Here is a 23,583-nt window from a genome sequence, read left to right as displayed (position 1 = left end):
TTAATATCAGGAAGGGGTTTTTTTATCGATTTAAACAAATAATAGGAAGACTTTCACCCAATGGAGGATTACTGATGAATAAGACATCCAAAAAATTCATTCATAAACTTGCACAACAGCCTCATCAATTAGGATTATTCATTCTTATCTGCCTTATTTGCATGAGCTCCCCTATTCAAGCAGAGACAAAAAACCCCAAGAATGTCATATTGCTGATTGGAGACGGCATGGGGGTAGGGGCAATAGAAATTGCCCGGCAATTTGAATATGGTAAGACAGGTGTTTTACATTTGGAAAAACTGGAGCATGTTGCCCTGATGCGCACGTATTCCGCCAATAATTTCGTCACTGACTCGGCAGCAGGAGGGTCCGCGATTGCCACTGGTATAAAAACCAACAATGAATCAATCGGTGTCGATGCCAATGGTTCCGAGGTGGATAGTATATTGGATGCATTTCAGAACAATGGAAAAAAAGTCGGGATCATCTCGACCAATATGGTAGTCGATGCCACACCAGCTGCCTTTGGTGCAAGTGTGCCTAACCGCTGGACAGGTGGCGCAAATATCGCGAGGCAGCTCTTTGATAACCGGATCGACGTCATTCTCGGCGGAGGTTCCAGCTATTTCGAGGCGGATAAACAGAATGGCGAGGATTTAATCGCTAAATTTAAACAAGCTGGCTATGGAATTACTACCACTAAAGAAGAACTTAGTTCCTTTAATAAATCGGAAAAACTTTTAGGATTATTTCACCCAACCTATATGAATTTTAAACTGGATAAAGAAGTATTACATTCTCAAGAACCATCTCTGCCCGAAATGACATCCAAAGCGATGGATATTTTATCCCGGGGTGATAAGGGATTCTTCTTGATGGCCGAAGGTGCTCGTATTGACCATATGGAGCATGCAGCCGATATCACTGGAATATGGAAAGAAACGATCGAATTTGACCAAACCGTGAAAGAGGTTGTAAACTGGGCAAAAAATCAAAAAGATACGTTGATTGTTGTACTTGCAGACCACGAAACAATGGGGACCTCCGCTTCTGAAACAATGGATATCACTGCATTGAAAAAAATCAAGGTTTCATCTGAATATATGTCCAAACAGTTTACATTCGATAAAAATAATGAAATCAATCCAAAAAGTGTCGTTTCCACATTCAAGAAGTATGCACATATATCCCTTACGGATCAGGAAGTCGATCAATTCATCGATAACGTAAGAAAAAATAGAACGCTTGTCTATCCACAGCATCAAATTGATTGGGAAATCGGAAGCACCATCGCCAGGCATCATAAGGCGGGTGTAGCTGATCGAAGCATACGGGCGGCCAGCTCCACAGGAGGGCATACAGCCAATATGATTCCCGTTTTCGCCTCGGGTCCAGGCAGTGAAGCCTTTGATGGAGTCATTGAAAATACGGATATTTCGAAAATCATCACAAAAGCCGCCGGTGTTCCGTTCACACCAGGTCAGCATAATTCAAAAGAGGAATGAATTCATTCACTCCTCTTTTAAATTCTATCTCATTAACTGGTTTTCGGTATTCAATTTCTATTGAAGCCCGTTAACTCAAGTTTCGGGGCATTTCCCCACGAAATTGTGCGACATCCCTGAGTTTAGTGGTTTTACTCGTGAGTTTGGAGCGTTTACTCGTGAGTTTGGGGCGTTTACTCGTGAATTCGCGCCTTTTACTCGTGAATTCCCGCCATTTACTCGTGAGTTCGCGCCTTTTACTCGTGAATTACGCTTTACTCATGAGTTTATGCCGTTTACTCGTGAGTTTGGTGAAGAACCTTAATACCATTTATACAAAAAGACGTCATAATTGACGTCCACTCACTCATTTTTTTACATGTTTTTTTAAAACATACCCAATTTGGCCTCCCTTTTTCACTTTATACCATTCATCTTGTTGAGCCAGGATCGTTACGGCTTGGTCCCTGTATAGATTCCCGACCGTTTCAGAAGATGCATTTCTATTTTCTTTAATATATAATTCGTTTGCTGTTACTATTCCTGTCGTCTTCCTAATGGAGATTTTCGTTGAAATGGTTTTCTGATTGTCACTCTCATCCTTAGCGGAGATTGTCACCGTAAACATCCCGTTGGACATATTTTTAAAATCCCAGGCTGCGGATTGCCTGCCTTTATTGAGCTGTCTTTCAGAAAGGATGCCCACAACCTTACCTTTACTGTTCTTAATTTCCACTGTTACATTAGCGTTTTCATTAATTGTATACGTTATGTTCGCTTTCTCGGTACTATAATCACCCGATGTATTGACATCGGTGATTTCCGGTGCCGACGTATCTCTACTGATCTTAATCGCCCTTGTTGCCAAACCTTCATTCCCGCTTCGGTCCATTGCTGATATTTCTGCTTCATATGTACCGTTACTTACCGCTTTTGTGTTCCAGATTGCTGAATGGGTACCCTTTTTCATTGTTTGGTCACGGACTGGGGTAGCTAAGGCTTTCCCTTTACTATCTCTAATCGTGAGTGTTACCACAGCATCCTCTTTTAGGGAGTATATGATTCCTACCTCATCATTTAAATGATCCGTCTTCGCTTTCATGTTTACTGAATTCGGTTCCGCCTTTACGACAAGATCCGTTTTAGATCCAGCACCTGGTCCATATTCCTTTTCGATAGTTGTGTCAGGATAATAAAACCCCAAAATATCTTGATATGATTGTCCTGCTTCCGCTCTGTTTTTCGCCCCAAACTGACTTAGCCCGACACCATGCCCATATCCTGACCCTTCAATAGAAATTTTGGAAGGACTGGAGGATGAATGGTCAACCAGATAGCTTTTCATCACCTCTTGCCCCACCATGCCCCTGATTTTGGAAGCTGCTACATTAGTAAGCTTAACCGTTTGCTGCAAAAGTTTCCCCCTGTCATCAACGAGATCCCTTACAAAGAAATTCAGTTGGATGGAGCCTTTCGTAACACGGCCTCCCGTTTTTTCATCTGTAAATGTTAATAAGGGAATCTCCGTTATTATAATATCTTTCTTCGCATATCCATTATTCTTCAGCCAAACCTTCAGCTTCGGCACAACCGTTTTATCTTTTTCCTCTACACTTGTCCACCATTCTTCCGGTTTAGATAAATCTATTTTTGACAGGTCGATTTGCTGCTTATCCAGCGTTATCTCCCAATTGGTTTTCGGATCATAGAAATCTTCTTTTATAGATAAATATGCAAGGGGGTTGCCTCTTGACCAAACATTTGAATTCGATTCGGTCATTCCTCCATTGCTTGAGGAAAAGAACGCTTCGATTATTTCGCCATCATGTTTGATTACCAAGCCCTTTGTCTGTTCAATGGCTGAATTAGTTCGATAGTGACCGGCAGCCCCGCCATATACTTGGTAAGAAACCGTATCATCAATTATTGTGGATTGATGGCGAAGTGCATAAGTTCGGGCGGCGATCGCCTGTGCTTTTAAGGCTTCAGCATGCCATAGTGCGGGCATCTCCAACGGGACAACGCCCTTTAGATAATCTTCCATGTAAACATGATTGATTGGCCGGATGTAACCGTCCTCCGCTGTAAATGAAAATGAGCCTTGATAGGGACGGCCGTTTATGGACAATGAAGCATCAGGTTTAACTGGCATTACCTTAAAGGAAGCATAAGATCCCGTTTTCTTAGAATCTTTGTAAACGGCAAGTTTAGCCGACTCCACTTTCAAAGTCAGATTTTCACCCGCCTTGATGATTATCTCCCCCCCTGAAGTACGGTAGTCCGCGTTTGCCGTTATTTTGACGCTGGTTCTATTCCCCAAATAATTCTTCAGTTTCACTTCCATCGTTGTATTCTCTTCCGCTGCCGTTGCTTCATGAGAAGGAAATGCAAAAAAAATGATAAAGAAAGCGATAAACAAATACTTTAAACTTTTCATTCCTTTTCCTCATTCCTATTCCATTTATCTTACAAAGATTTTTGAATTAATCCTGTTCAATCCATTGTCCATGAGGAAACATAACGGCCTGGATGTTGTCACTGCTGCAGAAATCATGATTTCAGGAGCACATTGGGATCGCGGGCACACTTGTAGGTTACTGAACTCTCTTTTACATTCTGTATGTACGACTCATTATCCTTCAAATCCAGCTTTATTGCCGTAACAAATTGGAATCCACAACGTGTGAAAAAATAAAAGCAGGACATGGAAGAAACCATGTCCTGCTTTTTGATGGTAAATGCTTGCTGCATTTTTACCCATTTCTGATGGGTGACTTTTTTTTCACTTCAAATACTTCTTCAACACCGGTTTCATATGATCGACAACGACATGGCTGCCGCCTCGTTCTTTTACATCTTCAATCATCCATGCCATGAGAAGTTCCGGGTCTTCTGTGTCCATGGCAACGAACCAGCCATTCTCTGTTCCGTCAGCATTTTTGGATGCCTTGATTTCAGCAGTTCCCGTTTTGGCAGCGATTTTGATGCCAAGGTCGTTTATTCCATGTCCGCTTCCCTTAGGATGTTCCACTACTTGTGTCAGCATCTTGGTGACCTGATTTGCTTGGTCTGCTGATATCGCATTTTCTTTCCATATTTTCTTTTCTATTTTATCTCCTGTTATTAACGAAGGTGCCAGGATGTTTCCTTCATTCAAGAAGGCTGAATAGGTCATGGCGAGATGGAGCGTGCTCATTTGGACTTGCGCTTGACCATATCCAGCATCTGCCAAGCGTCCCTCGCTGTCGATCTTACCGATGCTCGATGCTTTGATCGGATAAGCGTAATTCAAAGACTCATCAAATCCGAATGCCTTGAGTCCATTTGTGAATTTTTCCTTTCCAAGCCCCAAAGCTTTTTGGGCAAAGTAAATATTGTCTGAATAAATTAATGCCTTTTCCATATCGATTGGAACACCGGGGTCCGAAACCCTTGTAATGGAATGATCTTTCCATGTCGATTTGGCCCACGTTTTCCCTTGGATTTTAATCGACTCTTTCGGATCCACACCATTCTTCAAAGCGATTGCCGCGGTGATGGCCTTAATGGTTGAACCAGGTGCAAATGTCGAACTGAAGCGGTTTAGAAGTGGTTTTTTCGGGTCTTCTTCAAGCGCTTTTTGTTCCGCCTTTGTTATCCCGAAAATATATTTATTAGGATCGAATGACGGACTTGAAACAAGTGCAAGCGTTTCGCCTGTTTTCGGATCAAGTGCCGCTGACGATCCAGCTTCGTTCTTATATTGCGCGAAGATATCTTTTTGAAGCTCGGCGTCGATGGTCAATGTAATTGTTTCTCCCTCTTCGGCAGGCTTTTCAGCAATCACTTTTTCTTCGCCATCTTCGGTTTTAATAAAAATTTTACCGCCAGGTTCACCTTTAAGCCGCGCTTCCAACACTTCCTCAAGACCTCGCTTGCCAATAACGTCACTTGCGGTATAACCTTTTCCTTTCAATTTCTCCAGATCTTCGGCCGATGCCTCACCGACATATCCAATTAGATGGGCAGTAGCCTCTTTATATGGATATATACGTTCTTCCGTATTATTGATAGATACCCCAGCAATGCTCAATAGCTTTTCCAAGGTTGCGGTATTATCATTTGACATTTTCTTGATGGGCACGAAATAGCTTGGCTTTACCCATGATTGTTTTAATTTCTGATTCACTTCGTCGGTGGACATATTGAGGATTCCAGCGACCTTTTTAACCGTTTCGGATTCGTTGGCCATTTTCTCTGGCACGATTCCCACTTCTGCTACCGTTCCATTCATGGCAAGGCCGCGTTCATTTCGATCGACGATTTCCCCGCGAATGGCTGGATACGATTCAACCGATACCTTCTCGCCAGCTTCCAATTGAGGGAATATATAGCTTTCATCCCACTTGATGTACCAATTTTCTTCATCGCCTTCCCCTTCCTTGACAAGTGTCGCTTTATGGTCAGAGCTGACAGCACCCGCCATAGTGGACATGTCAACGGTATATGAAAGGCTTACCGTTTCTCCATCTTTATGATCTTTTTCTTCTTTTGGCTGTTTATAGTCCACCTTTAATTGGTCGGCTTCTATGCCCGTATAGATTTTTTCATAACGCTTCGCAAATTCATCCGCACTGATTTTCTTCTTTGTCTCAGGTGACAGATACTCGTACATCTTCGCAAAATCCTGTTTATTCCAAAGCTTCGTATATGCCGCAAAGCGATCTTCCGGACTTGGCTCATCCGAGCATCCGGCCAGAAACAATACGCTCATCAACAATAAGCTGGAAACTAAAGCTAGTTTCTTCATGATTTCCTCCTAATGAATAGTTAGAATGATATACCTATAGTTTAGCAAAATATTAGGGGAATGGGGGATTTTGCATGCCGAATTTCTTCATTTTTCTAATTAACCATGTTTTTTCTAAAACAAAAGTCCTGTACATAAGCTGTACAGGACTATAGACTGAAGACTAATTAGAAGAAGAGCCAGTTGATTTCAGAAATCCGCTCCCTTACCGCCTACTATCTGCCAAGCCTCTTCACCGCAAGCATCTAGCGGGGTCTCGGCTAGTCAGTTATTCGCAGGAGTGTCGCAAATTTCTTCAACCTAAAGAGGGTTTTATCTATATAAAAAAACAAGGATAACCAAGTTTGGGTGAGGCCATTCCTAAAACCCCCTTGTCGACAAACTAAAGCATTCTTTTTTTCCGGCTTTTTTTCTCTTGCAGCCATTTTTTCAAGAAGAAAAAGCCCAAGATGCCAGAAATGACTAGACCGCTTGTCGTAACAATGACAGCTATCCACTCGTATAAGGTGTAATTCATATAAGCCTTCCACGGTAACTTCCCTTTCCAATCTTCAATATATAGGTTCATTCCGAATATCCCGGAGACAACCGTATAAATCGTTAGTATTTGCAAGAGATAATTACTGCTTTTACCAGACAGTTTATCCTGATTTTGATAAAGGTAGGAAAGTGTTTCCTTCACTTCATTATAGAGAGGGGTAATCCTGAAGGTTTCATCCGTTTTTTTGAATAGCTCCTTACCGATAGCCGTACTATTGACTTCAGTGAATAAGTACTTTGCAGTAAATTCAGTGATCATGAAAATCAGCTGTTCCGTATCCGATTGATCTTTTTCCACATCTATCTGTGAATGCTCATGAGCCAATTTGAGCAGTACGATCTTATAATAGAAGAAAAGCAACACTGTATAAAAATGCTGGCCATACATTTCGCTTGCCAGCTCCTGTTCCAGTTTACCTGTCGCTTTCGTGACACACGCGAAATGATACATGCTTGTTACATAATAGGTTTCCTTGCCCCACCTGTCATATACCCTTTCTTGATAATACTTTTCTATATAATCAGGGTTTAATGCGCCTATATATGGCTCACCATCATTGTCATACCCGTTCAGCTCACTGATCCGGAATAAGTCATTTTTAGAAATATCACGATTCTCAGGGAATGCAATATAACTGATCACGTACATTCTTTCATCGATGAAGAAAGGCAAACTGCCAAAATATGTCGGATCCGCTTGTTCTTCATCCATATATTCCTCAATTGGCGGCAATAGTTCATTGAAGATGAAATCCTTCACCTGTTCATACTGATTTTCACGACAGCCGACTTTCGTTTTTTCCTCATCATCAGCAATCGGTTCGAGGATTCGGAATGTATCACCAAAATAGAGCACATCATCATGTGAAAGCCCTTCAGGTAAAGTAACACGAAGATTCATCATCCCAATATGAAATGGGCATATGAAGATATCTATAGAGTTAATAATAAATGGGGTATTTAGATAGGGTGATTCGAAGGTACAATCAATATCCAGTTTTTTTGTGAAACGCCGCAAGCCTTCTTTCTGTTTCGCATTACCCGGAAATAAAATCGGCTCGATGTAAGGCATGAAATACTTTTCCAATTTACGGTGCGAAACTTTATGGCCACCGTAAAATTGATTTTGTTGTTCCATATCTTTCAAGTTCAAAAATACGAAATTGTCCTCAATCAACTTCTTCACAAACTTTTCAATCATATTTCCTTCAAGCGTAAATGGAAAAATGTACTGCTGGAAAGTTCGCTTCGTGGGATCACTCTTTACTTTCACTTCCATAAAATATATTCCTCCGATTAAACTGCTAAAAACAGGTTTAATTCATCTGTTTCTTATATTTACCCATGTATATACAAACAAAACGAAACTATTTTAGAAATAAAGTGGACAAATTATCCAAACAAAAAAAAAGATCCCCCAAGCAAGTGCTCGGGGGCCATCGAAAAGAGTTCTTCAACCCTCTTCACTTTAGGGTACTAGAAACTGATGTTTCTAATGAAAAATCCGATATTCGGACCATTTTAGCATTTATTTTAAGTATGATAAAACACGAAATTCCTCCATATTTAGGATTTACCACGTATTATAATCTAATTAATCCTTATATACAGGGATTCACAGATGAAAATATAACTATAGGAATAATTACAAAATTTTTATCATGGAAATCACGTTTTAACTAAAAAAAAGATGGGTAAATAAAAAAAAGCAAAGGAGAGACATCATGAAATCCAATAGCAATAAACAACACTTTAAATTCTTTGAAAGAACAAATAACGCTAAACCAAGTGCACGGAAACAAATGAGCGATTTCATCAAAAGGAAAATGAATGCTCAAAACTCTCATTTAAATGGTAAAAACTCATGACATGTGGGATGTCATGAGTTTTTATCGTTAAAATGCGATTTCATTTCCCTGAAGGTTGTGCTTCACACATTTCTTGATACCGATTACATTCAAAAAATGTTGAATTTTCTTCATCGAGGTTGCCTGATATTCATCTACAATCGAAAACTCTTTAAGATAAGCGATTTTTTCTTGTACATCTGTATCTATATGATCTTGGCTGAATTCTTTTTCATCTGATTTTTGGCATGTGTACACCACAGCTTCACCAATTTTCCTAGTTGCCTTATCAAAATAAAAAGAAAACACAATGGCACATTCATCATCGTAAAAAGAGGGCTGAACTTTCATATTAATATCAATCATTAACCTTACACCTCTCTCCGTTTCGTTATTTACACTATAACAAAATCATTAAAAGGAAATAGGCGTTACAAACTACGTTCACGTTTCTTCCACACCTACCAAATGGACCTTACACTCCCCATTCATAGATAATTATAACTACAGGAATATGCGCAAAAGAATAATCATTTAGAATAATAAAAAAACATCTTCAATTGAAGATGCTTGAATGATTAATAGAAAGCTTCATTACTTATTTATATAAACCTGGAAGTTCTGCGTAAAGGCCTGGTAATTCACTTGGGACAATAACAAAAGCAGCGATGATAAGAAAAGATACGACTAATGCTTTAGTACTTTTTTTCATAGGTCATTCCTCCTTTTCTTTTAAAAAAATATTGGATAAAATAGAAATTAATTCTATAGTTATATTTAACCACACTTCTTAAAACCATATATTTCGACTAAAGAATCTATTTAAACCGTTCAGGACCTGTACATACCGCTTTCACCGATTTTTCATAACAAAATATAACTCTAGGCATATTTTAAGGAGAATCAAAATGGATTTTTTTGCAGTTGGACAAAAGATCAAAGAGCTACGTAAACAAATCGGGCTTTCCCAGGAAGAGTTGGCATCCGGTATTTGTACTCAAGCACAGGTCAGTAAGATCGAAAAGGGCGATGTCTATCCATATGCATCCACTCTCTATTTAATTTCCCAACGTTTAGGCGTTGATGTAAACTATTTTTTCGATATTGGAATGACCCCTAGGCTGGATTACGTGGAAGAAGTGATTTACCAATTAAAAATAGCCAGAAGAACACGAAATTATGAGGAAATGCAGCAAATTGTAAAGGCTGAGGAAAACAGTCCCCTCTTTCTTCAGAATAAAAAGAATCATCAATTGATTCTTTGGCACAAGGGAATATACGAATATGAAAAAAATAAAGATTTAGATAAAGCAATAGAATTCATTAATCAGGCCATCGCCATTACTCATACGACCGACAAAATTTATTCGGAACGGGAGCTTGAAATCTTAAGCAGCCTTGGTGTAATGTATGTTGCCGAAGAACAGTACGAAAATGCATTCGCCTTGTTAAGGAAAGCTTTAGATCACTTGAAAGCCCTGCCCTTTTTGACTGATAAAACGCTAAAGACACGACTATCCTATAATTTTGGCAGAGTGTTAACACGCCTGGTCCGATACGAAGAGTCCATTGCCTGCTGCCAAGATGCCATAAAGTGGTGCCTCGAACATGATCAATTATATGCTTTAGCGGATTTACATTACCATTTAGGTTACAATTTTGAACTCGTGGGTAACTTTGATGAGGCAAAAGAGTACTTGGAAAAGTCAGCGTTTCTATTCAAATTACAAAAAAATCATACCTTTGTTACATTCATCAACAAAAAGTTGGACAGTTGGAAGAACGAAATGAAAATAAACTAATTCTTTAATTTATAGCCATTCCCCACGGGAATGGCTCTTCCAATTCACCAAGAATATGTATAATCTCACACTCATCATTTCCAAAACCTCTATTCTACATTTTAAATTCCAAGCCAAAATGAAGTATAATAAAGAGATGCTTCAAAAACGCACTTTTAAAAAAGTTCCGGACCCTCATCACTTAATTCTGTGAAGAGTGATGAGGATGAAGGATTTGAGGCAAGGTTAACATGAAGGCCAGTTATTCCTGTTTATATCCGAACCGCTTATATTCAAGGGGATTTTTGACGATATTGACTTTTACAGGGTTTTTATGAATATACGGCTAGAAGCAGTGATGGTTTGTTCAATTAAATGGATTAGAACGTAAAGAGAACGGCCATGGAAAAAGTCCGGCATTCGATCTCGGGACTAAATAAATGCACGGCCCACGAGTGTAAAATCGGCTTGACTACGATAAGTTAAAGAACTGATGGTTCATGATCATACAAAAATATAATTTTGGTAAACAGGGCTTGTCCCTGAAGGAGGAGAGTATGGAGCGGGAGTTGTTATTAGTTGGGGAACGGCTGGCGGAATTTTTGGAGGCCGGGAATCCGGAAGATTCGGACGTGGTGAATCAAGGGCTCCAGTTATACCGTCAGGGGCTCGTTGATATTAAAGAAGAAACGGTGGATACGATTGCGGCTGAGGTACAGGATGAGACACGCTTCAAGGCCAGGCTGAATCTGCTTTTCCCTCAGGATGGAAGCTGTACTTGTGATTCAAGGTTCATTTGCCGGCATCAAATGGCCGTTTTCTTTTCTGCGTATTCAGAACACGCCAGTGTTTCCGAATGGCTGAGCGAATGGAAAGCACCAAAAAGCACCTCAACCTCCCAAGCACTGCAGCAAGTGAAACGGGCGAGTGAATTACTGAAACAGGCGGTAGGGAAACCCATCACCTTAGATAAAAGCTATCCATCATGGAAGCAATTCGTGAATGATGCCTTTGCGGAACATGTCGAGCCTCATATAGGCGAGCCTACTTATATGATTGAAAATCATATACAAACTTACTTTAAACGCCTTAGCTCAAAGGCTCCGATGGAAAGGGAATGGAAATTGCTTTATCATTTCGTTACGCAATTTTGCACGATGCAGCAGACACTGAGAATGATTCAGCTGCATAAAAGTGAGACGCAAACGATCAGGGTCTTTTATGCTCTTGCCGTCGACCTGGCAGAAGAGCTGCACGAAACGGTACAGCCGCTTAGCAGGCAAGCGAGGCCCTTCGCCTTTGATCCATTCGTTTTCAGCATCAAGGAAGATGTAGCTAGATTACTGGATGGAGGCGAAGGTCTGGAATACGAAAAGATCGACCTCTATCGGGAGATATGGAACTACTTATTCTCCAACTCCTCATGGCGTAAAGAGGAACTGGAACGAATCAATAAAGAACTTCCCGAGAAGTATATGGGCACCACTGAGAGGACGTCCTATTCCCTCGCAGCCATTCACCTATCCCTTTTGGAGAACCATGATAAACAAGCGGTTGATCTTCTTCATGAATTGAAGAGGGACGCCTGTCCATACATTTTTTATTGGCTGGATCTACTGGCTGAATCAGACAACCGGTCACGGGCCATCCCTTTCATTGAATTCATCAATAATAATGTCCAGGAGTTCCTTGCCGGTTTATCCGATTATTATAAACGGGTGGATTTCGTCAGGACCTTTACGACTTTAATTAACAGTTGCTGTTATAAATTAAAACGGACCGATTTGCTTGAGAAATTTTACAGGGCCACCCTTCCGCACAGCTATTGGAACTATGCAAATTTCCTTTTTGAACAAGGACAATATAAAAAATGGGTGGAGATGCATATTTACTCAGAAATCAGCATTGACTTAATCAGCAGTGAATCCATCAAAGAAGTGGTCTCAAAAGAACCGGAATTAATCCTGCCACTTTATTATCATGCGGTCCAGGAAAAAGTTTCTTTGAAAAATCGGCCTGCTTATAAGCAAGCTGTCCGTTATTTGAAAAGGATGCGCACCATCTATAAAAAGAGCAAAAAGGAAGACGTATTCGAACGTTATATACTTTATGTAGCAGATTCAACCAAACGGCTTCGCGCTTTCCAAGAAGAACTAAAAAGGGGTAAGCTTATCGATGTTTAATCAAGGGAAATTAAAAATCAAAATAGCGGCTCTCGAAAACGGAACTTACGCCCTTGGTGTCGTCAATGAAGAGAATACCTTCCTCACTACGAACTATATACGCAGGCTGTTATTCAACTGGGATGACGCAAGCTTTTATGGTACTAAAATGACTACCGATATTGTGGATGGAAATCAAGTATTCATTCTTGACGCCTGGGGACTTCTCAACTTTTTTGCGAGGGAAAGCTTTAACTCCTTCATAGAATGGGAATGGTCCGAGATATCCTCCCTTTGCCTGTCGGCAGCGCCCGTTCTTCATGAATCCATTGAAGCTGGAATCCCCGTACCGGATTTCACTAATCTTCAATTGGACTCCATCGGCTGGAAGCTGCCGGAAGAAGTGGAAGAGGAATTCGTCCCTTCCTTTTGGGAAGAAGAAATATCTTTGGATCTCCCTTCACCTGAACTGGAAACCAACCGTACTTTTATCGAAAAGTGGTATAACGGTGCCGCTAATATGTATTTAAAAAACTATTCACCCATGCAGCATAAATGGAGTGAAGCGGTCGGGGCATTAAAGGATACACGGCTTTCTCCCGAAGAATTGCAGGCCTTTTTTGACAAAGACAGTTGGCAGGAATGGCTCGGTACCCAGCCCGATCCCAAACCATTCACTATAGGTCTCCGTTTAACCGAGCCTCCTGATGGTAATGGGCCTTGGATACTCGATGTTACCCTTCGCTCCAAAAGGGATGAGAATATCATTGAAACATATACAGGAAAAAAACTGCCGCGCGGCTGGAATAAGTATGCAAGTGAAGTGGTGCGTGCTACGAAGCGCTGGCAACTCGTCGTGCCATGGCTTGGGGAGAATGGCCGTCTGAAAAGGGAGATTTCGGAAACGGATGCATGGGAGTTCTTGACCGACGCAAGCGAAAAACTCCTGTTTCTTGGCGTCGAAATTCTCCTTCCATCGTGGTGGCTTGCCTTGAAGGAGTCCTCATTGAAGGTGAAGGCAAAAGTGAAGAGCCAATCGAACCGCGGCCCTTCTTATGTCGGGTTAAAAGCTTTAATGGACTTTGATTGGCGGTTCTCATTAAATGGCAAAGAGCTCACTGAGGCGGAGTTCGAGGAGCTCGTCAATGAAAAAAGGCGGCTTGTCTTCATCCGCGGCCAATGGGTCAAGCTTGACCCAGCTTTCATTAAACAAATTCAGGAGCTGATGGAAACAGCTAATGAAAAAGGCATCCAACTGACTGACTTGCTGCAGCAGGAACTGTTGAATGGCGTAAATGAAGATGGCGATATCGATTCTGAAAACGACGAAATGCTCCGGATTCAATTTGAATTGAACCAGGAGCTCCGTAAAATGGTGGGAAGACTCCGGGAAACCAAAAACATATCCATCCTGCCCGTCCCTAATGCACTTCAAGGTGATTTACGCCCCTATCAAAAACTTGGCATGAGCTGGCTCCTTTTTTTAAGGGAGCATGGTTTTGGTGCTTGTCTAGCCGACGATATGGGACTAGGAAAAACCGTCCAGATGATTGCCTACCTACTTCATGTGAAGGGCAAAGAAGGATCCGGTAAAGAGCTGCCCATTGCCCACAAGGACGAACAAAAGAGTGAACCGATCATTGTCGAAGAGGATGGCAGCGCAGAAAGCAGTGATGAGGCTGAGGTCATTACCACTGCCCCCGAATCCGTTGCTGTACAATCTGCGCTCATCGTCTGCCCGACATCTGTCCTTGGCAACTGGCAAAAGGAATTGGAAAAATTCGCACCATCACTTAAAGTCCACCTTCACTACGGATCGAATCGTGCTAAAGGTGAAGCATTTACTAAACTGGCAGCCGTTCATGATATTGTCTTAACATCATATGGACTGACCCACCAAGATATGGCTGAACTGGCCTCCATCCATTGGAGCAGCGTAATCCTTGATGAAGCACAAAACATCAAGAATGCCCAAACGAAGCAATCCAAAGCGGTCCGCAAGCTAAATGGCAGACATCATATTGCCTTATCGGGTACGCCGATGGAAAACCGTTTAAGTGAGCTATGGGCGATTTTCGACTTCATCAATAAAGGTTATCTCGGAACGCTAGGCCAGTTTCAGGAAAAATATGTGGCGACCATTGAGCGTGATGAACAGAAGGATAAAATCAAGGAATTGCAGCGTTTGATACAGCCCTTTTTGCTTCGCCGTACAAAACGCGATAAAGAAGTCGCTCTTAACCTTCCGGATAAGCAAGAACAAAAGGAATTCGTACCGCTTACCACCGAGCAAGCTTCGTTGTATGAACAACTGATAAAAGATACATTCACTGATATCGAACAACTGTCTGCCTTTGAAAGAAAAGGCATCATCCTTCAGATGCTGAATAAGCTAAAGCAACTTTGCAATCATCCAGCTCTTTACTTAAAAGAGACGGAAAAGGAAAACATCATGAAGGCGCCTAACCGATCAGGCAAACTCGAGAAGCTGACTGAGCTTATCGATGCTGTCCGCGAACAGGATGAAAGCTGTCTCATTTTCACACAATATATCGGGATGGGCAATATGATTAAAGAATTGCTGGAAAAACGATATGGCTTTGAAGTTCCATTCCTGAACGGGAGTGCGAATAAGAAGCAGCGTGATGAAATGATCACCCGATTCCAAGATGGGGAATTCCCTATTTTCATACTCTCGTTGAAAGCAGGCGGCACTGGGCTTAATCTTACAGAAGCAAACCACGTGATTCACTATGATCGCTGGTGGAACCCAGCTGTTGAAAATCAAGCCACCGACCGTGCTTACCGAATTGGGCAACAGCGTTTCGTTCACGTTCATAAGCTAATATGCACAGGGACCCTGGAAGAAAAAATCGACCAGATGCTTGATAAAAAGCAAGCCCTGAACGATGAGATCATCAGCAGTGACAACTGGATCACCGAACTTTCCACAGAGGAAATCAAGGACTTGGTTGCTCTTCAATAACCCGCTCTACGATATGGTGAATGAGGGCAGGTTGTTAGCTTATCAAGTCAAAAAAAGGGAGAATGCATATCGTATATGCATTCCCCTTTTTTTATACATAAGCGTCCTGTAACTTTTAAACTCTTGAATACCTGGCATGGTCTAGTTCGAATACGTTTATCTGATTCAAAAAAGCGATTTAACCATATAAAGAGCTGTGATCCAAATGATGATTGCAGAAATTTTATTTAATATTACAAGGAGTTTGCCAGATGTATCAACCCTTTTCAGCAATCGGCCCGCAAGACATAATCCATGGAACCAGCACCATGACACAAAGATGCACGTTATGGTGAAAATCATTTTATCTTTTCCTGAATAAACAAGTGAGCTCGAACCGATAACACCTATCGTATCCAAGATTGCATGTGGATTCAGTAGTGAGACGGATAGAGCGAATACAATTTGTTTTTTGGTGGACATCTGCATAGATTGGGCACCTGACTGTGAGTTCGATTTGGCAAACCAAATCTGAAACCCCATATACAATAAAAATATAACTCCGATTATGATTAATGCAAGGCGCAACCAATCATATTGCATGACAATCAACGAAACACCTAAAATGGCTAACAGAATGAGCACTGTATCACAAATGGCAGCTGTGATCGTTGCTGGCAATGCTTTTTTTATGGTAGGTTGGATTGCTCCTTGATTAAAAATGAATACATTTTGCACTCCCAACGGAAGTATAAGCCCTAAAGCCAATAATAATCCATGAAAAAACGGTCCCATACAAATACCCCCTCCCCTCATATTCAGTATAATGAAAAAAACAGAGGATTGACCATCCAATTGGTTGGTTTTCAAACCAACCAATTTATAATGAATATAGAACATGAAAGGAGTGGTTTTCGTATGTTTATCGAATGGAGACCAAACCGGACTTCCGACCAATCACTTCACCTACAAATAGCAGAATGGATCAAACAACAAATTACACGAGGGGAATGGCCAGTTGGTACTAAGCTTCCATCACAACGCTCATTGGCCGATTCTTTTGGCGTAAACCGAAGTACCACCATCACAGCCATAGATGAGTTGATTGCAGACGGATTATTGGAGACTAAGGTTGGGTCCGGCACATTCGTTTCGAACAATACATGGAATGTGCTTGTCTCCAGCAAACAGCCCGACTGGAAAAACTATGTCCGGAATGGCCTTCATGAACCTAATTTAAAAACGATTCAGGACATTAATCAGTATGAAACGGACACCTCCATCATCAGATTAGGTACGGGCGAACTATCTCCATCTCTATTGCCTACAAAACAAATTGAAAAGACGTTGCGATCCACTTCTTTTGATGCCCACTCTTTAGGTTATTCCGAGCCCAAGGGTGATAAGAGGCTTCGCCAATGTATAAGTGTTTATTTAGAAACTAAAGGGATCAACGCAAGTCCTAGCTCCCTCATGATCGTTTCTGGCGGGCTTCAGGCACTCCAGTTGATTTCAGTTGGTTTACTTCAAAAGGGATCGATGATTTTACACGAATCCCCTTCTTATTTAAATTCCGTTCACCCTTTTCAATCTGCGGGCATGCACTTAGTAGGTTTATCAATAGAAGGCCGGGATAGTATCCCGACACAAATAAAGCGCATCAATGGAAGGAAGAAAGCGTCACTGTTTTATACTGTTCCAACGTTTAACAATCCAACAAATACTACATGGACAAAAGAAGAAAGACTAAACCTATTATCACTATGCAAAAAAGAACGGATCCCTATTATTGAAGATGACGTATATAGTGATTTGTGGTTTGAAAAGGAACCACCTCCGCCCTTAAAATCCCTTGATGCAGATGGTGGCCTTGTATTGCACATTGGTAGTATGTCCAAAACATTAAGCCCCGGATTGCGTATCGGATGGATTGCTGGCCCAATAACTGTGATTGAACGATTAGCGGACATTAAAATGCAAATGGATTACGGTTCCAGTGCACTTTCCCAACACCTTGTGGCAGAATGGTTAGCAAATGGTCAATATTCAAAGCATTTAGAGTGGCTAAGGCATGAGTTGCTAGCACGTAGAGATTTTACATTAACTCTTCTCAATCAATATTTTAAGGGACTGGCTGAATGGCAAATACCTCGAGGCGGATTTTATATATGGTTAAAATTATGCAAACCCATCGTGAGTCCAAACCTTTTCAAGCAAGCGATAAAGGAGAACATACTTCTTAATCCAGGGTACATTTACGAACCAAATAACCATACACATATACGGCTTTCATTTTCATACGCCTCGGAGGAACAATTAGCTTATGGCATCCAAACCCTTTCAAATATCATTCGGCAGTTGGTTTGATATCTTGAAGGATTGGAGACGCTCATCATGTTGAAACAGTAATGGAGCTGCCGTGGCAGCTCCATCCTTATTGAGGAAAGTATCTTTTCGAATTACGTTACACTTAACGGAAGTCTCATACCTTACAATGCCCTGCCCAAGAAAGTTTTAGAAGATGATATCACGGAGTAGCAGCTTTCATTTTTACGTTTCGCTCTTTTTGCTGGATGATGAAAAAAGAATGGTGATTGCCATGATTGATCATGATATGATCGAGGAGTGCAGTAAGCGCCTCACCCTTATTCGTCTGATATGTCTCTAAACTTTCCTCAATGATGATTTTTCCTTGGTGGGGGTCATAATTAATAGATGTTTTAGCACCTCTTTCAAAAAAAGAAAGGGTTACCTCCTGACACAGAGGAAAATCCTGATAGGGTGAATCTGAGCGGGGATCCTTTTCAAAGGGAGAATTGACGTGCTGGAGTGCATCAAAGAAACTCGGCTTTGTAAGATATGACCTGTCGCTTCCTCTCCTTTCGAATTTCACTGTAATTCCACGATTAGTTACTTTATTGCTAGATTTCTTCTTATAATTCATAGATACCCTCCTTTTAATGGATTCTTTATACCTAATTCTTTTATCCTACACCATATACCTGCCGGATAATGAAAATACTTCCTCAATAATAGATTTCCATATTAGCACGGTGAAAACTCAGCAAACTACTCCATAATCACCACGAAAGAATTCAAAATCCGGGAATCTTATTACGCAAAAACAGCCCCCTTGGATAAGAGGGCTGCCTTTCGTTATTTTTTTGCTTTATTGATGTTAAAGGATTTCTTCGATTCATTTCCTGCAAGATCGGTCACCTTAAATTCAAACTTATTGTTGCCTGATTTAAGCGGCAGCTCCAAATCCTCTATCTTCTTCTTATAGGCACGCATTTTGTATGGTTCCTTGAATTCATGATAGAATACTTCGCTTCCGTTCAGGTAAAGGCGGATTTCATCGAAATTATCTTCTACCGTCACGTCCACTTTTGGATTTTTGCCTTTGACTCCCACAGTTTCCGGTACACCTTTAACTTTTAAACCTGGCTTGGTTGCATCGATCATAATCGTCCGTTTAAAGGAAACCGTGTTATCCCATTTATCGGTTGCTTTAACCGTGAAGCTTTGGACACCATCTTCAAATTTCTTTTTATATGAGAATTCATATTTATTATTCGTCTTGTTATACGTTGCTGGTACCGTTTTATTGTCGATTTTAAATTCCTTTATTTCCGAGGCTTCTTCAATTTCTCCTGTTATTTTGATTTTATTTTTATTGTTCACGCTCAAGGCTTCAGGACTCTTGATCTTTACAGCCGGTGCATGATTATCGATTGGAGCTGAATCACTGGCTAATTCGGTTTCAGCCGTTTTTTCATTACCTGCAAAGTCAATTGCCACAACCTGAACCTTTTCCCCTTTTACATCAGGTAGGGTGAATTGTTTCGCATTCGCCGGGAGCGGTTCTTCCATGATGGATGCTCCATCGACTTGTACATCGTAATAAGCAAGCCCTGAACCATTCAAATTATCCTTACCTTGGATGGTTAATACATTGCCTTTTTTCGAAATCTTGACTGTCGGCTTTACCGTATCGATTTTGATAGGCATTTTAAACGTCTGCCATTTTGCACCCTCGTAATCTATCATCGCTTTGATCTCAAAATAATAGACCCCATCCTTAACGAGTGCATTATTGATTTTACCGTCCCATTTACGGGCCGGATCCAGGGTGTATGCGGTCCCTTGTCCGCCATCATAATAGTCCTTACGTACATGATTCTCTGTGCGAAGTTTCCGGATTGATATGTTTTCACCATTCAATATATTGTATTCTACCTTTTTCGCATTCCTTAAGAATGATAGGACCGGCACGAAGTCATCCTGTGCACCATCACCATTTGGGGAAATCGCAATATTTTTTCCATTGAATGTTTTTCCGGCGGGGTCATAGCCAAGATAAGTGAAATCTTCGCCAGCTGTCGATACTCCTCCTGCCATGCCATAGAAAGACTCTTTGTCATATTTAGTGCCATCCAGGATCGGGGCTTTGTCCCACTCCCCCTTAAATCCTACATACGGTACATGCAGTTCCGGATTCGTATCTGCCGGATCCTTCAATGAAATGAACCCTTCAACGAAATATCCGTTTGGAAAGACCTTGTCAATGTCTACAAGGGTCTGAAGGTCATCGCCAAGTACCTTTGCATCGGAAATATCCACTTTCACTTCGAATGTAACCGATTTTTTTGCTGGAACGGCAATCTTATTTGTATTTTTATTATTGATTTTAATCGAAGCGTTCTTAATTTCCTGTGCTTCCAGCTCATTAGCGGAATAACCCAGTTGTCCCTGGATTGCATAGTCTGTTTGTATATTTCCTTTTACATCATACTTGACCGCTTTGTTGCTGAAGTTTTCAACCTTTAAAGTAAAGGCGAACTTATTGCCGACCTCCTTCATTGCAACCTTCGCTTCTTTCGTGAATGCCTCGGTCACGACAGCAGGTGTGGACAATGCGGATTGCAGCTGCATGACTCCGGCTCCCTGACTGCGAGGCGAATAAGGGTTTTTCCAGTCAAGGGCCTTATTGACGACACCCTGATCCGTTAATGGTTTTGATGTATTCATCATCAGGTTCTTAGCTAAATTTGCCCGGGCAGCTCCGTCTAATTTAAATTCTTTATCCACTCTTTCAAGAACCAATGCCGAGCCGCCGGAAACATGTGGTGCCGCCATCGAAGTACCGCTCATCATTCCATATTCATCGTTGTTCAGCGTCGAATAAATTTGTCCGCCCGGAGCAGTGATTTCTGGTTTGAAATCCAAGTTCGGTGCCACTCCCCATGAACTGAATGAGCTCATTTTCCCTGCTTCTGGATTTACAGCTTTTGTTTTATCACCATTAAAGGTAATCTTCACCTTTTCTCCATCCGTTAAGGCCGCTTTCAGCTTTGCACCATCCGACTTCAACATGAACAGCTGTGGAATAGTGATGCTTGGATCTGTGGCCATGGAAATATATCCGTCAGCATTATTGTAAATAATGACTCCTGTCGCTCCTGCTGCCTGGGCATTTTGCGCTTTTTCTATAAAAGAAAGCGTGCCGCGTTCGATGAGGGCGAACTTGCCTTTAACATCCACTTTGGAAAGCTCCTCTGGCGTCCCAAGACCTGCAGCCACCAAGTCATGTGTTTTATCCGTTAATACATTGGGATGTACGCTTGAAGCCGACATGAACGGAGCTTTTCCTGCTTGTCCGTTTATATCATAAGTCGCTGCATCCAAATCCATATAGTTATTCTCTACCGATGCCACTTGTACCGAATCATAGGCAAGTCCAGGTGAACCTGAAACGCCAATATCCGGGTTCGAGGCTGATGGGTTTGCAAATCCATTTCCAAAGTGTGCCGAGTTTCCTGCCGAAATCGACATGAGTATCCCATTATCAACAGCTCTGGATACCGCCTGCTGCTCCGGATCTTCTGCCGATACAAAACCTGCAGTGGAGCCAAGGCTCATATTCAGCACATCCGCCCCAAGGATGATGGCATCGTCAATCGCCTTAATATATATATCGCCCCATGTTGTCTGCATGTCGGGATCATTCCCGAAGACCTTTAAAGCAAGCAGCTGGGCTTCAGGAGCAACCCCTTTAATGCCGCCATTCTCTTCATCTCCATTGGCACCAGCCGTACCTGCTACATGCATTCCATGCATGGAAGCCCCTTCACCAAGGTCAAGGATTTCTTCATTTTCATCCATGTAATTGTATCCATAAGGAACCTTCGCCGTATAATAATTGCCTAATAGATGGCTAGATTCCTTCATCCCACTAATTTCACTTTCAGTCAGTTCAGCCTTATTCTCGTCGTTCAGGACCATATCACGGTGAGATGGGTCGATCCCAGTATCAATAATCCCGACGACCATCCCTTCCCCTTTATATCCATATTCCCTCCAAGCTTCCTGGGCTTGGACAAGTTCTTTACTATAAAGCATCTCGGGTTTTTCTACAGGACGTTCATATTCATTCACAATATGTACTTCTGCAACTTCAGGCATGGCTTCCACCTTTTTGATTTCACCATACTGAAGTTCACCACTGAACCCATTGACGACTGTCGTAAAACTTTCAAGTTCCTTGAAAGCTATTCTTTTCTCTTTCACCTTTTTTTTCAATTTCTTCTGATTAGCTAGCTTTTCGGACTTTAATTGTTGTTTCTTATTTTTCGATAGCTGTTTAAAAAGTTTCCCTTCTTTCGAAGCTGTTTCTATTGCCGGGGCTTCCTTCATCTCTACGATGACCCTGACCTTCTCGTTGCTTTTGTATTTCTTCCCCAAATCATTTTTCTTCAGCTTTATAATACTTTCTTGATTCTTCTTCCCAGCTCCATCCGAACCGGTCGGGGGAGCTGGGAGCTTGGTTGCGGAAACGCTTGCAGTAAATACTAATAGAAAGATTGCTAGAATGGACAAGCTACGTTTGATCAATGAACTTTCCTCCTCTAAAATAATCAATTTTTGGAATATTCTTACTGAGTATAAAAGTATCACAACTTTTGGGGTGATTTTAAGAGGTAATAGTCACTATTTTCCTATTTCGAACTAGGATTTTGTTATTATTTTTCATATTTTAATAGTTTTGCAAGCTAAACGACAAAAAGATGGTGATGTTAAACTAACATCACCCCTTTACTTCTAGTTTTTCATTCTTGGATCCAAGGCATCGCGCAGCCCATCCCCCATAAGGTTAAAGCCGAGTACCGTAAGCATGATCGCAAGACCAGGGAAGAGGACCGTCCATGGTGCTTGAATGATGAACGCCCTGGAATCGGCAAGCATTTTTCCCCACTCTGGTGCCGGCGGCTGTGCACCGAGGCCGAGAAAGCCGAGTGCTGCACACTCAATTATGGCAGTTGCAATCGCCAGGGTACCTTGAACGATAATTGGTGCAAGGCTATTCGGAAGGACGTGGTGAAGGAGAATGCGGCCATCCCCCATTCCAATTGCCTTCGCAGCCGTTACATATTCCTCTTCTTTTACCGTTAAGACCCGTGAACGTAAAAGCCGGCCGAATATCGGGACATTGACGATGGCGATGGCAATAAGTGCGTTGCGAAGGGAGGGTCCCAAAACGGCTACTACTGCAATGGCAAGCAAGATACTTGGAAAGGCCAGAATGACGTCAAAGACCCTCGATATGATCGTATCTATCCACCTGCCGTAATAACCGGCAATGATTCCCAAAAACGATCCAACCACGACAGACCCTGCTACAGATAAGAAGCCGACCCCTATTGATATGCGCGAGCCATAAATGACCCGGCTTAAAATATCACGGCCAAATTCATCCGTTCCAAACCAATGCTCCGCAGATGGGGCCAAATGCTTATCACTTAGCTTTTGCCCCTCAAATGAATAGGGTGCTATAAGGGGCGCGAAGATGGCGATTAAGATGAAAAATGTAACAATTCCCAGACCGACAATAGCTACCTTATTTTTCCTGAAGCTTTTCCATCCTTCCTTCCAGGGAGAGATGACTATTTCCTCTGCCTCTTTGGGAGGAAGGTTTGGCGATGTATTCGTTGCTAATCCAGGCATGAGTTTCCCTC

13 protein-coding genes are annotated in these 23,583 nt (G+C 41.7%); 5 read left to right on the top strand and 8 right to left on the bottom strand.

Annotated features, from left to right (window positions below; genetic code table 11):
• Window positions 1–74: 74 nt before the first annotated feature.
• Window positions 75–1,505, top strand: a complete 1,431-nt coding sequence (locus QFZ73_RS12520; RefSeq protein WP_307266498.1) for an alkaline phosphatase — start codon at window positions 75–77, stop codon at window positions 1,503–1,505.
• Window positions 1,506–1,851: 346 nt separating this feature from the next.
• On the opposite strand, the gene QFZ73_RS12515 is transcribed toward QFZ73_RS12520, so the two are convergent.
• The 4 genes from QFZ73_RS12515 to QFZ73_RS12500 form a co-directional block, all read right to left on the bottom strand.
• The gene (locus QFZ73_RS12515; RefSeq protein ID WP_307266494.1) at window positions 1,852–3,921 is read right to left on the bottom strand and encodes a SpoIID/LytB domain-containing protein; all 2,070 of its coding nucleotides are present in this window, start codon (window positions 3,919–3,921) and stop codon (window positions 1,852–1,854) included.
• A 345-nt stretch (window positions 3,922–4,266) separates the two neighbouring features.
• Window positions 4,267–6,273 (bottom strand): penicillin-binding transpeptidase domain-containing protein, encoded by a 2,007-nt coding sequence (locus QFZ73_RS12510; RefSeq protein ID WP_307266491.1) that lies wholly within the window; start codon window positions 6,271–6,273, stop codon window positions 4,267–4,269.
• 382 nt (window positions 6,274–6,655) lie between these two features.
• The gene (locus tag QFZ73_RS12505; protein ID WP_307266488.1) at window positions 6,656–8,092 is read right to left on the bottom strand and encodes a hypothetical protein; all 1,437 of its coding nucleotides are present in this window, start codon (window positions 8,090–8,092) and stop codon (window positions 6,656–6,658) included.
• Between the two features lie 616 nt (window positions 8,093–8,708).
• Window positions 8,709–9,026, bottom strand: coding sequence for a hypothetical protein (locus tag QFZ73_RS12500; protein WP_251426844.1), 318 nt, complete (start codon window positions 9,024–9,026; stop codon window positions 8,709–8,711).
• A 542-nt stretch (window positions 9,027–9,568) separates the two neighbouring features.
• On the opposite strand from QFZ73_RS12500, the gene QFZ73_RS12495 reads away from it, so the two are divergent.
• From QFZ73_RS12495 to QFZ73_RS12485, 3 genes are all read left to right on the top strand, one after another.
• Window positions 9,569–10,462, top strand: a complete 894-nt coding sequence (locus tag QFZ73_RS12495; RefSeq protein ID WP_307266482.1) for a helix-turn-helix domain-containing protein — start codon at window positions 9,569–9,571, stop codon at window positions 10,460–10,462.
• 536 nt (window positions 10,463–10,998) lie between these two features.
• Complete coding sequence (locus QFZ73_RS12490; protein WP_307266479.1) at window positions 10,999–12,624, top strand: hypothetical protein; 1,626 nt, start codon at window positions 10,999–11,001, stop codon at window positions 12,622–12,624.
• A complete protein-coding gene (locus QFZ73_RS12485; protein ID WP_307266475.1) occupies window positions 12,617–15,589 on the top strand; it encodes a DEAD/DEAH box helicase in 2,973 nt (990 codons plus the stop codon). The genes QFZ73_RS12490 and QFZ73_RS12485 overlap by 8 nt, the downstream gene beginning before the upstream one ends.
• A gap of 165 nt (window positions 15,590–15,754) precedes the next feature.
• Here QFZ73_RS12485 and QFZ73_RS12480 read toward each other — a convergent pair whose 3' ends face one another.
• On the bottom strand, window positions 15,755–16,363 hold the full coding sequence (locus QFZ73_RS12480) for a LysE/ArgO family amino acid transporter (protein WP_307266472.1): 609 nt from the start codon (window positions 16,361–16,363) through the stop codon (window positions 15,755–15,757).
• Between the two features lie 123 nt (window positions 16,364–16,486).
• Between QFZ73_RS12480 and QFZ73_RS12475 the strand changes: the two genes are divergently transcribed.
• Window positions 16,487–17,935, top strand: a complete 1,449-nt coding sequence (locus tag QFZ73_RS12475; RefSeq protein WP_307266469.1) for an aminotransferase-like domain-containing protein — start codon at window positions 16,487–16,489, stop codon at window positions 17,933–17,935.
• Window positions 17,936–18,095: 160 nt separating this feature from the next.
• On the opposite strand, the gene QFZ73_RS12470 is transcribed toward QFZ73_RS12475, so the two are convergent.
• The 3 genes from QFZ73_RS12470 to QFZ73_RS12460 form a co-directional block, all read right to left on the bottom strand.
• Complete coding sequence (locus tag QFZ73_RS12470; RefSeq protein ID WP_251426858.1) at window positions 18,096–18,512, bottom strand: hypothetical protein; 417 nt, start codon at window positions 18,510–18,512, stop codon at window positions 18,096–18,098.
• A 212-nt stretch (window positions 18,513–18,724) separates the two neighbouring features.
• Complete coding sequence (locus QFZ73_RS12465) at window positions 18,725–22,462, bottom strand: S8 family serine peptidase (RefSeq protein WP_307266460.1); 3,738 nt, start codon at window positions 22,460–22,462, stop codon at window positions 18,725–18,727.
• 207 nt (window positions 22,463–22,669) lie between these two features.
• Window positions 22,670–23,572: an ABC transporter permease gene (locus QFZ73_RS12460; protein WP_251426864.1), complete on the bottom strand. Its 903-nt coding sequence runs from the start codon at window positions 23,570–23,572 to the stop codon at window positions 22,670–22,672.
• Window positions 23,573–23,583: the final 11 nt, after the last annotated feature.

It is taken from the genome of Peribacillus sp. V2I11 (assembly GCF_030817135.1).
In the GTDB taxonomy this organism is placed as follows: domain Bacteria; phylum Bacillota; class Bacilli; order Bacillales; family DSM-1321; genus Peribacillus; species Peribacillus simplex.
Note: the sequence above shows the minus strand (reverse complement) of the source record. Positions and strands in the feature narration are given on the sequence as shown.

Bases quoted from the DNA above. Each gene is read 5' to 3' on its own strand.
- QFZ73_RS12470 (WP_251426858.1), bottom strand. From the start codon at position 18,512: ATGAATTATAAGAAGAAATCTAGCAATAAAGTAACTAATCGTGGAATT.
- QFZ73_RS12520 (WP_307266498.1), top strand. From the start codon at position 75: ATGAATAAGACATCCAAAAAATTCATTCATAAACTTGCACAACAGCCT.
- QFZ73_RS12495 (WP_307266482.1), top strand. From the start codon at position 9,569: ATGGATTTTTTTGCAGTTGGACAAAAGATCAAAGAGCTACGTAAACAA.
- QFZ73_RS12500 (WP_251426844.1), bottom strand. From the start codon at position 9,026: ATGATTGATATTAATATGAAAGTTCAGCCCTCTTTTTACGATGATGAA.
- QFZ73_RS12490 (WP_307266479.1), top strand. From the start codon at position 10,999: ATGGAGCGGGAGTTGTTATTAGTTGGGGAACGGCTGGCGGAATTTTTG.
- QFZ73_RS12460 (WP_251426864.1), bottom strand. From the start codon at position 23,572: ATGCCTGGATTAGCAACGAATACATCGCCAAACCTTCCTCCCAAAGAG.
- QFZ73_RS12515 (WP_307266494.1), bottom strand. From the start codon at position 3,921: ATGAAAAGTTTAAAGTATTTGTTTATCGCTTTCTTTATCATTTTTTTT.
- QFZ73_RS12510 (WP_307266491.1), bottom strand. From the start codon at position 6,273: ATGAAGAAACTAGCTTTAGTTTCCAGCTTATTGTTGATGAGCGTATTG.
- QFZ73_RS12475 (WP_307266469.1), top strand. From the start codon at position 16,487: ATGTTTATCGAATGGAGACCAAACCGGACTTCCGACCAATCACTTCAC.
- QFZ73_RS12485 (WP_307266475.1), top strand. From the start codon at position 12,617: ATGTTTAATCAAGGGAAATTAAAAATCAAAATAGCGGCTCTCGAAAAC.
- QFZ73_RS12505 (WP_307266488.1), bottom strand. From the start codon at position 8,092: ATGGAAGTGAAAGTAAAGAGTGATCCCACGAAGCGAACTTTCCAGCAG.
- QFZ73_RS12480 (WP_307266472.1), bottom strand. From the start codon at position 16,363: ATGGGACCGTTTTTTCATGGATTATTATTGGCTTTAGGGCTTATACTT.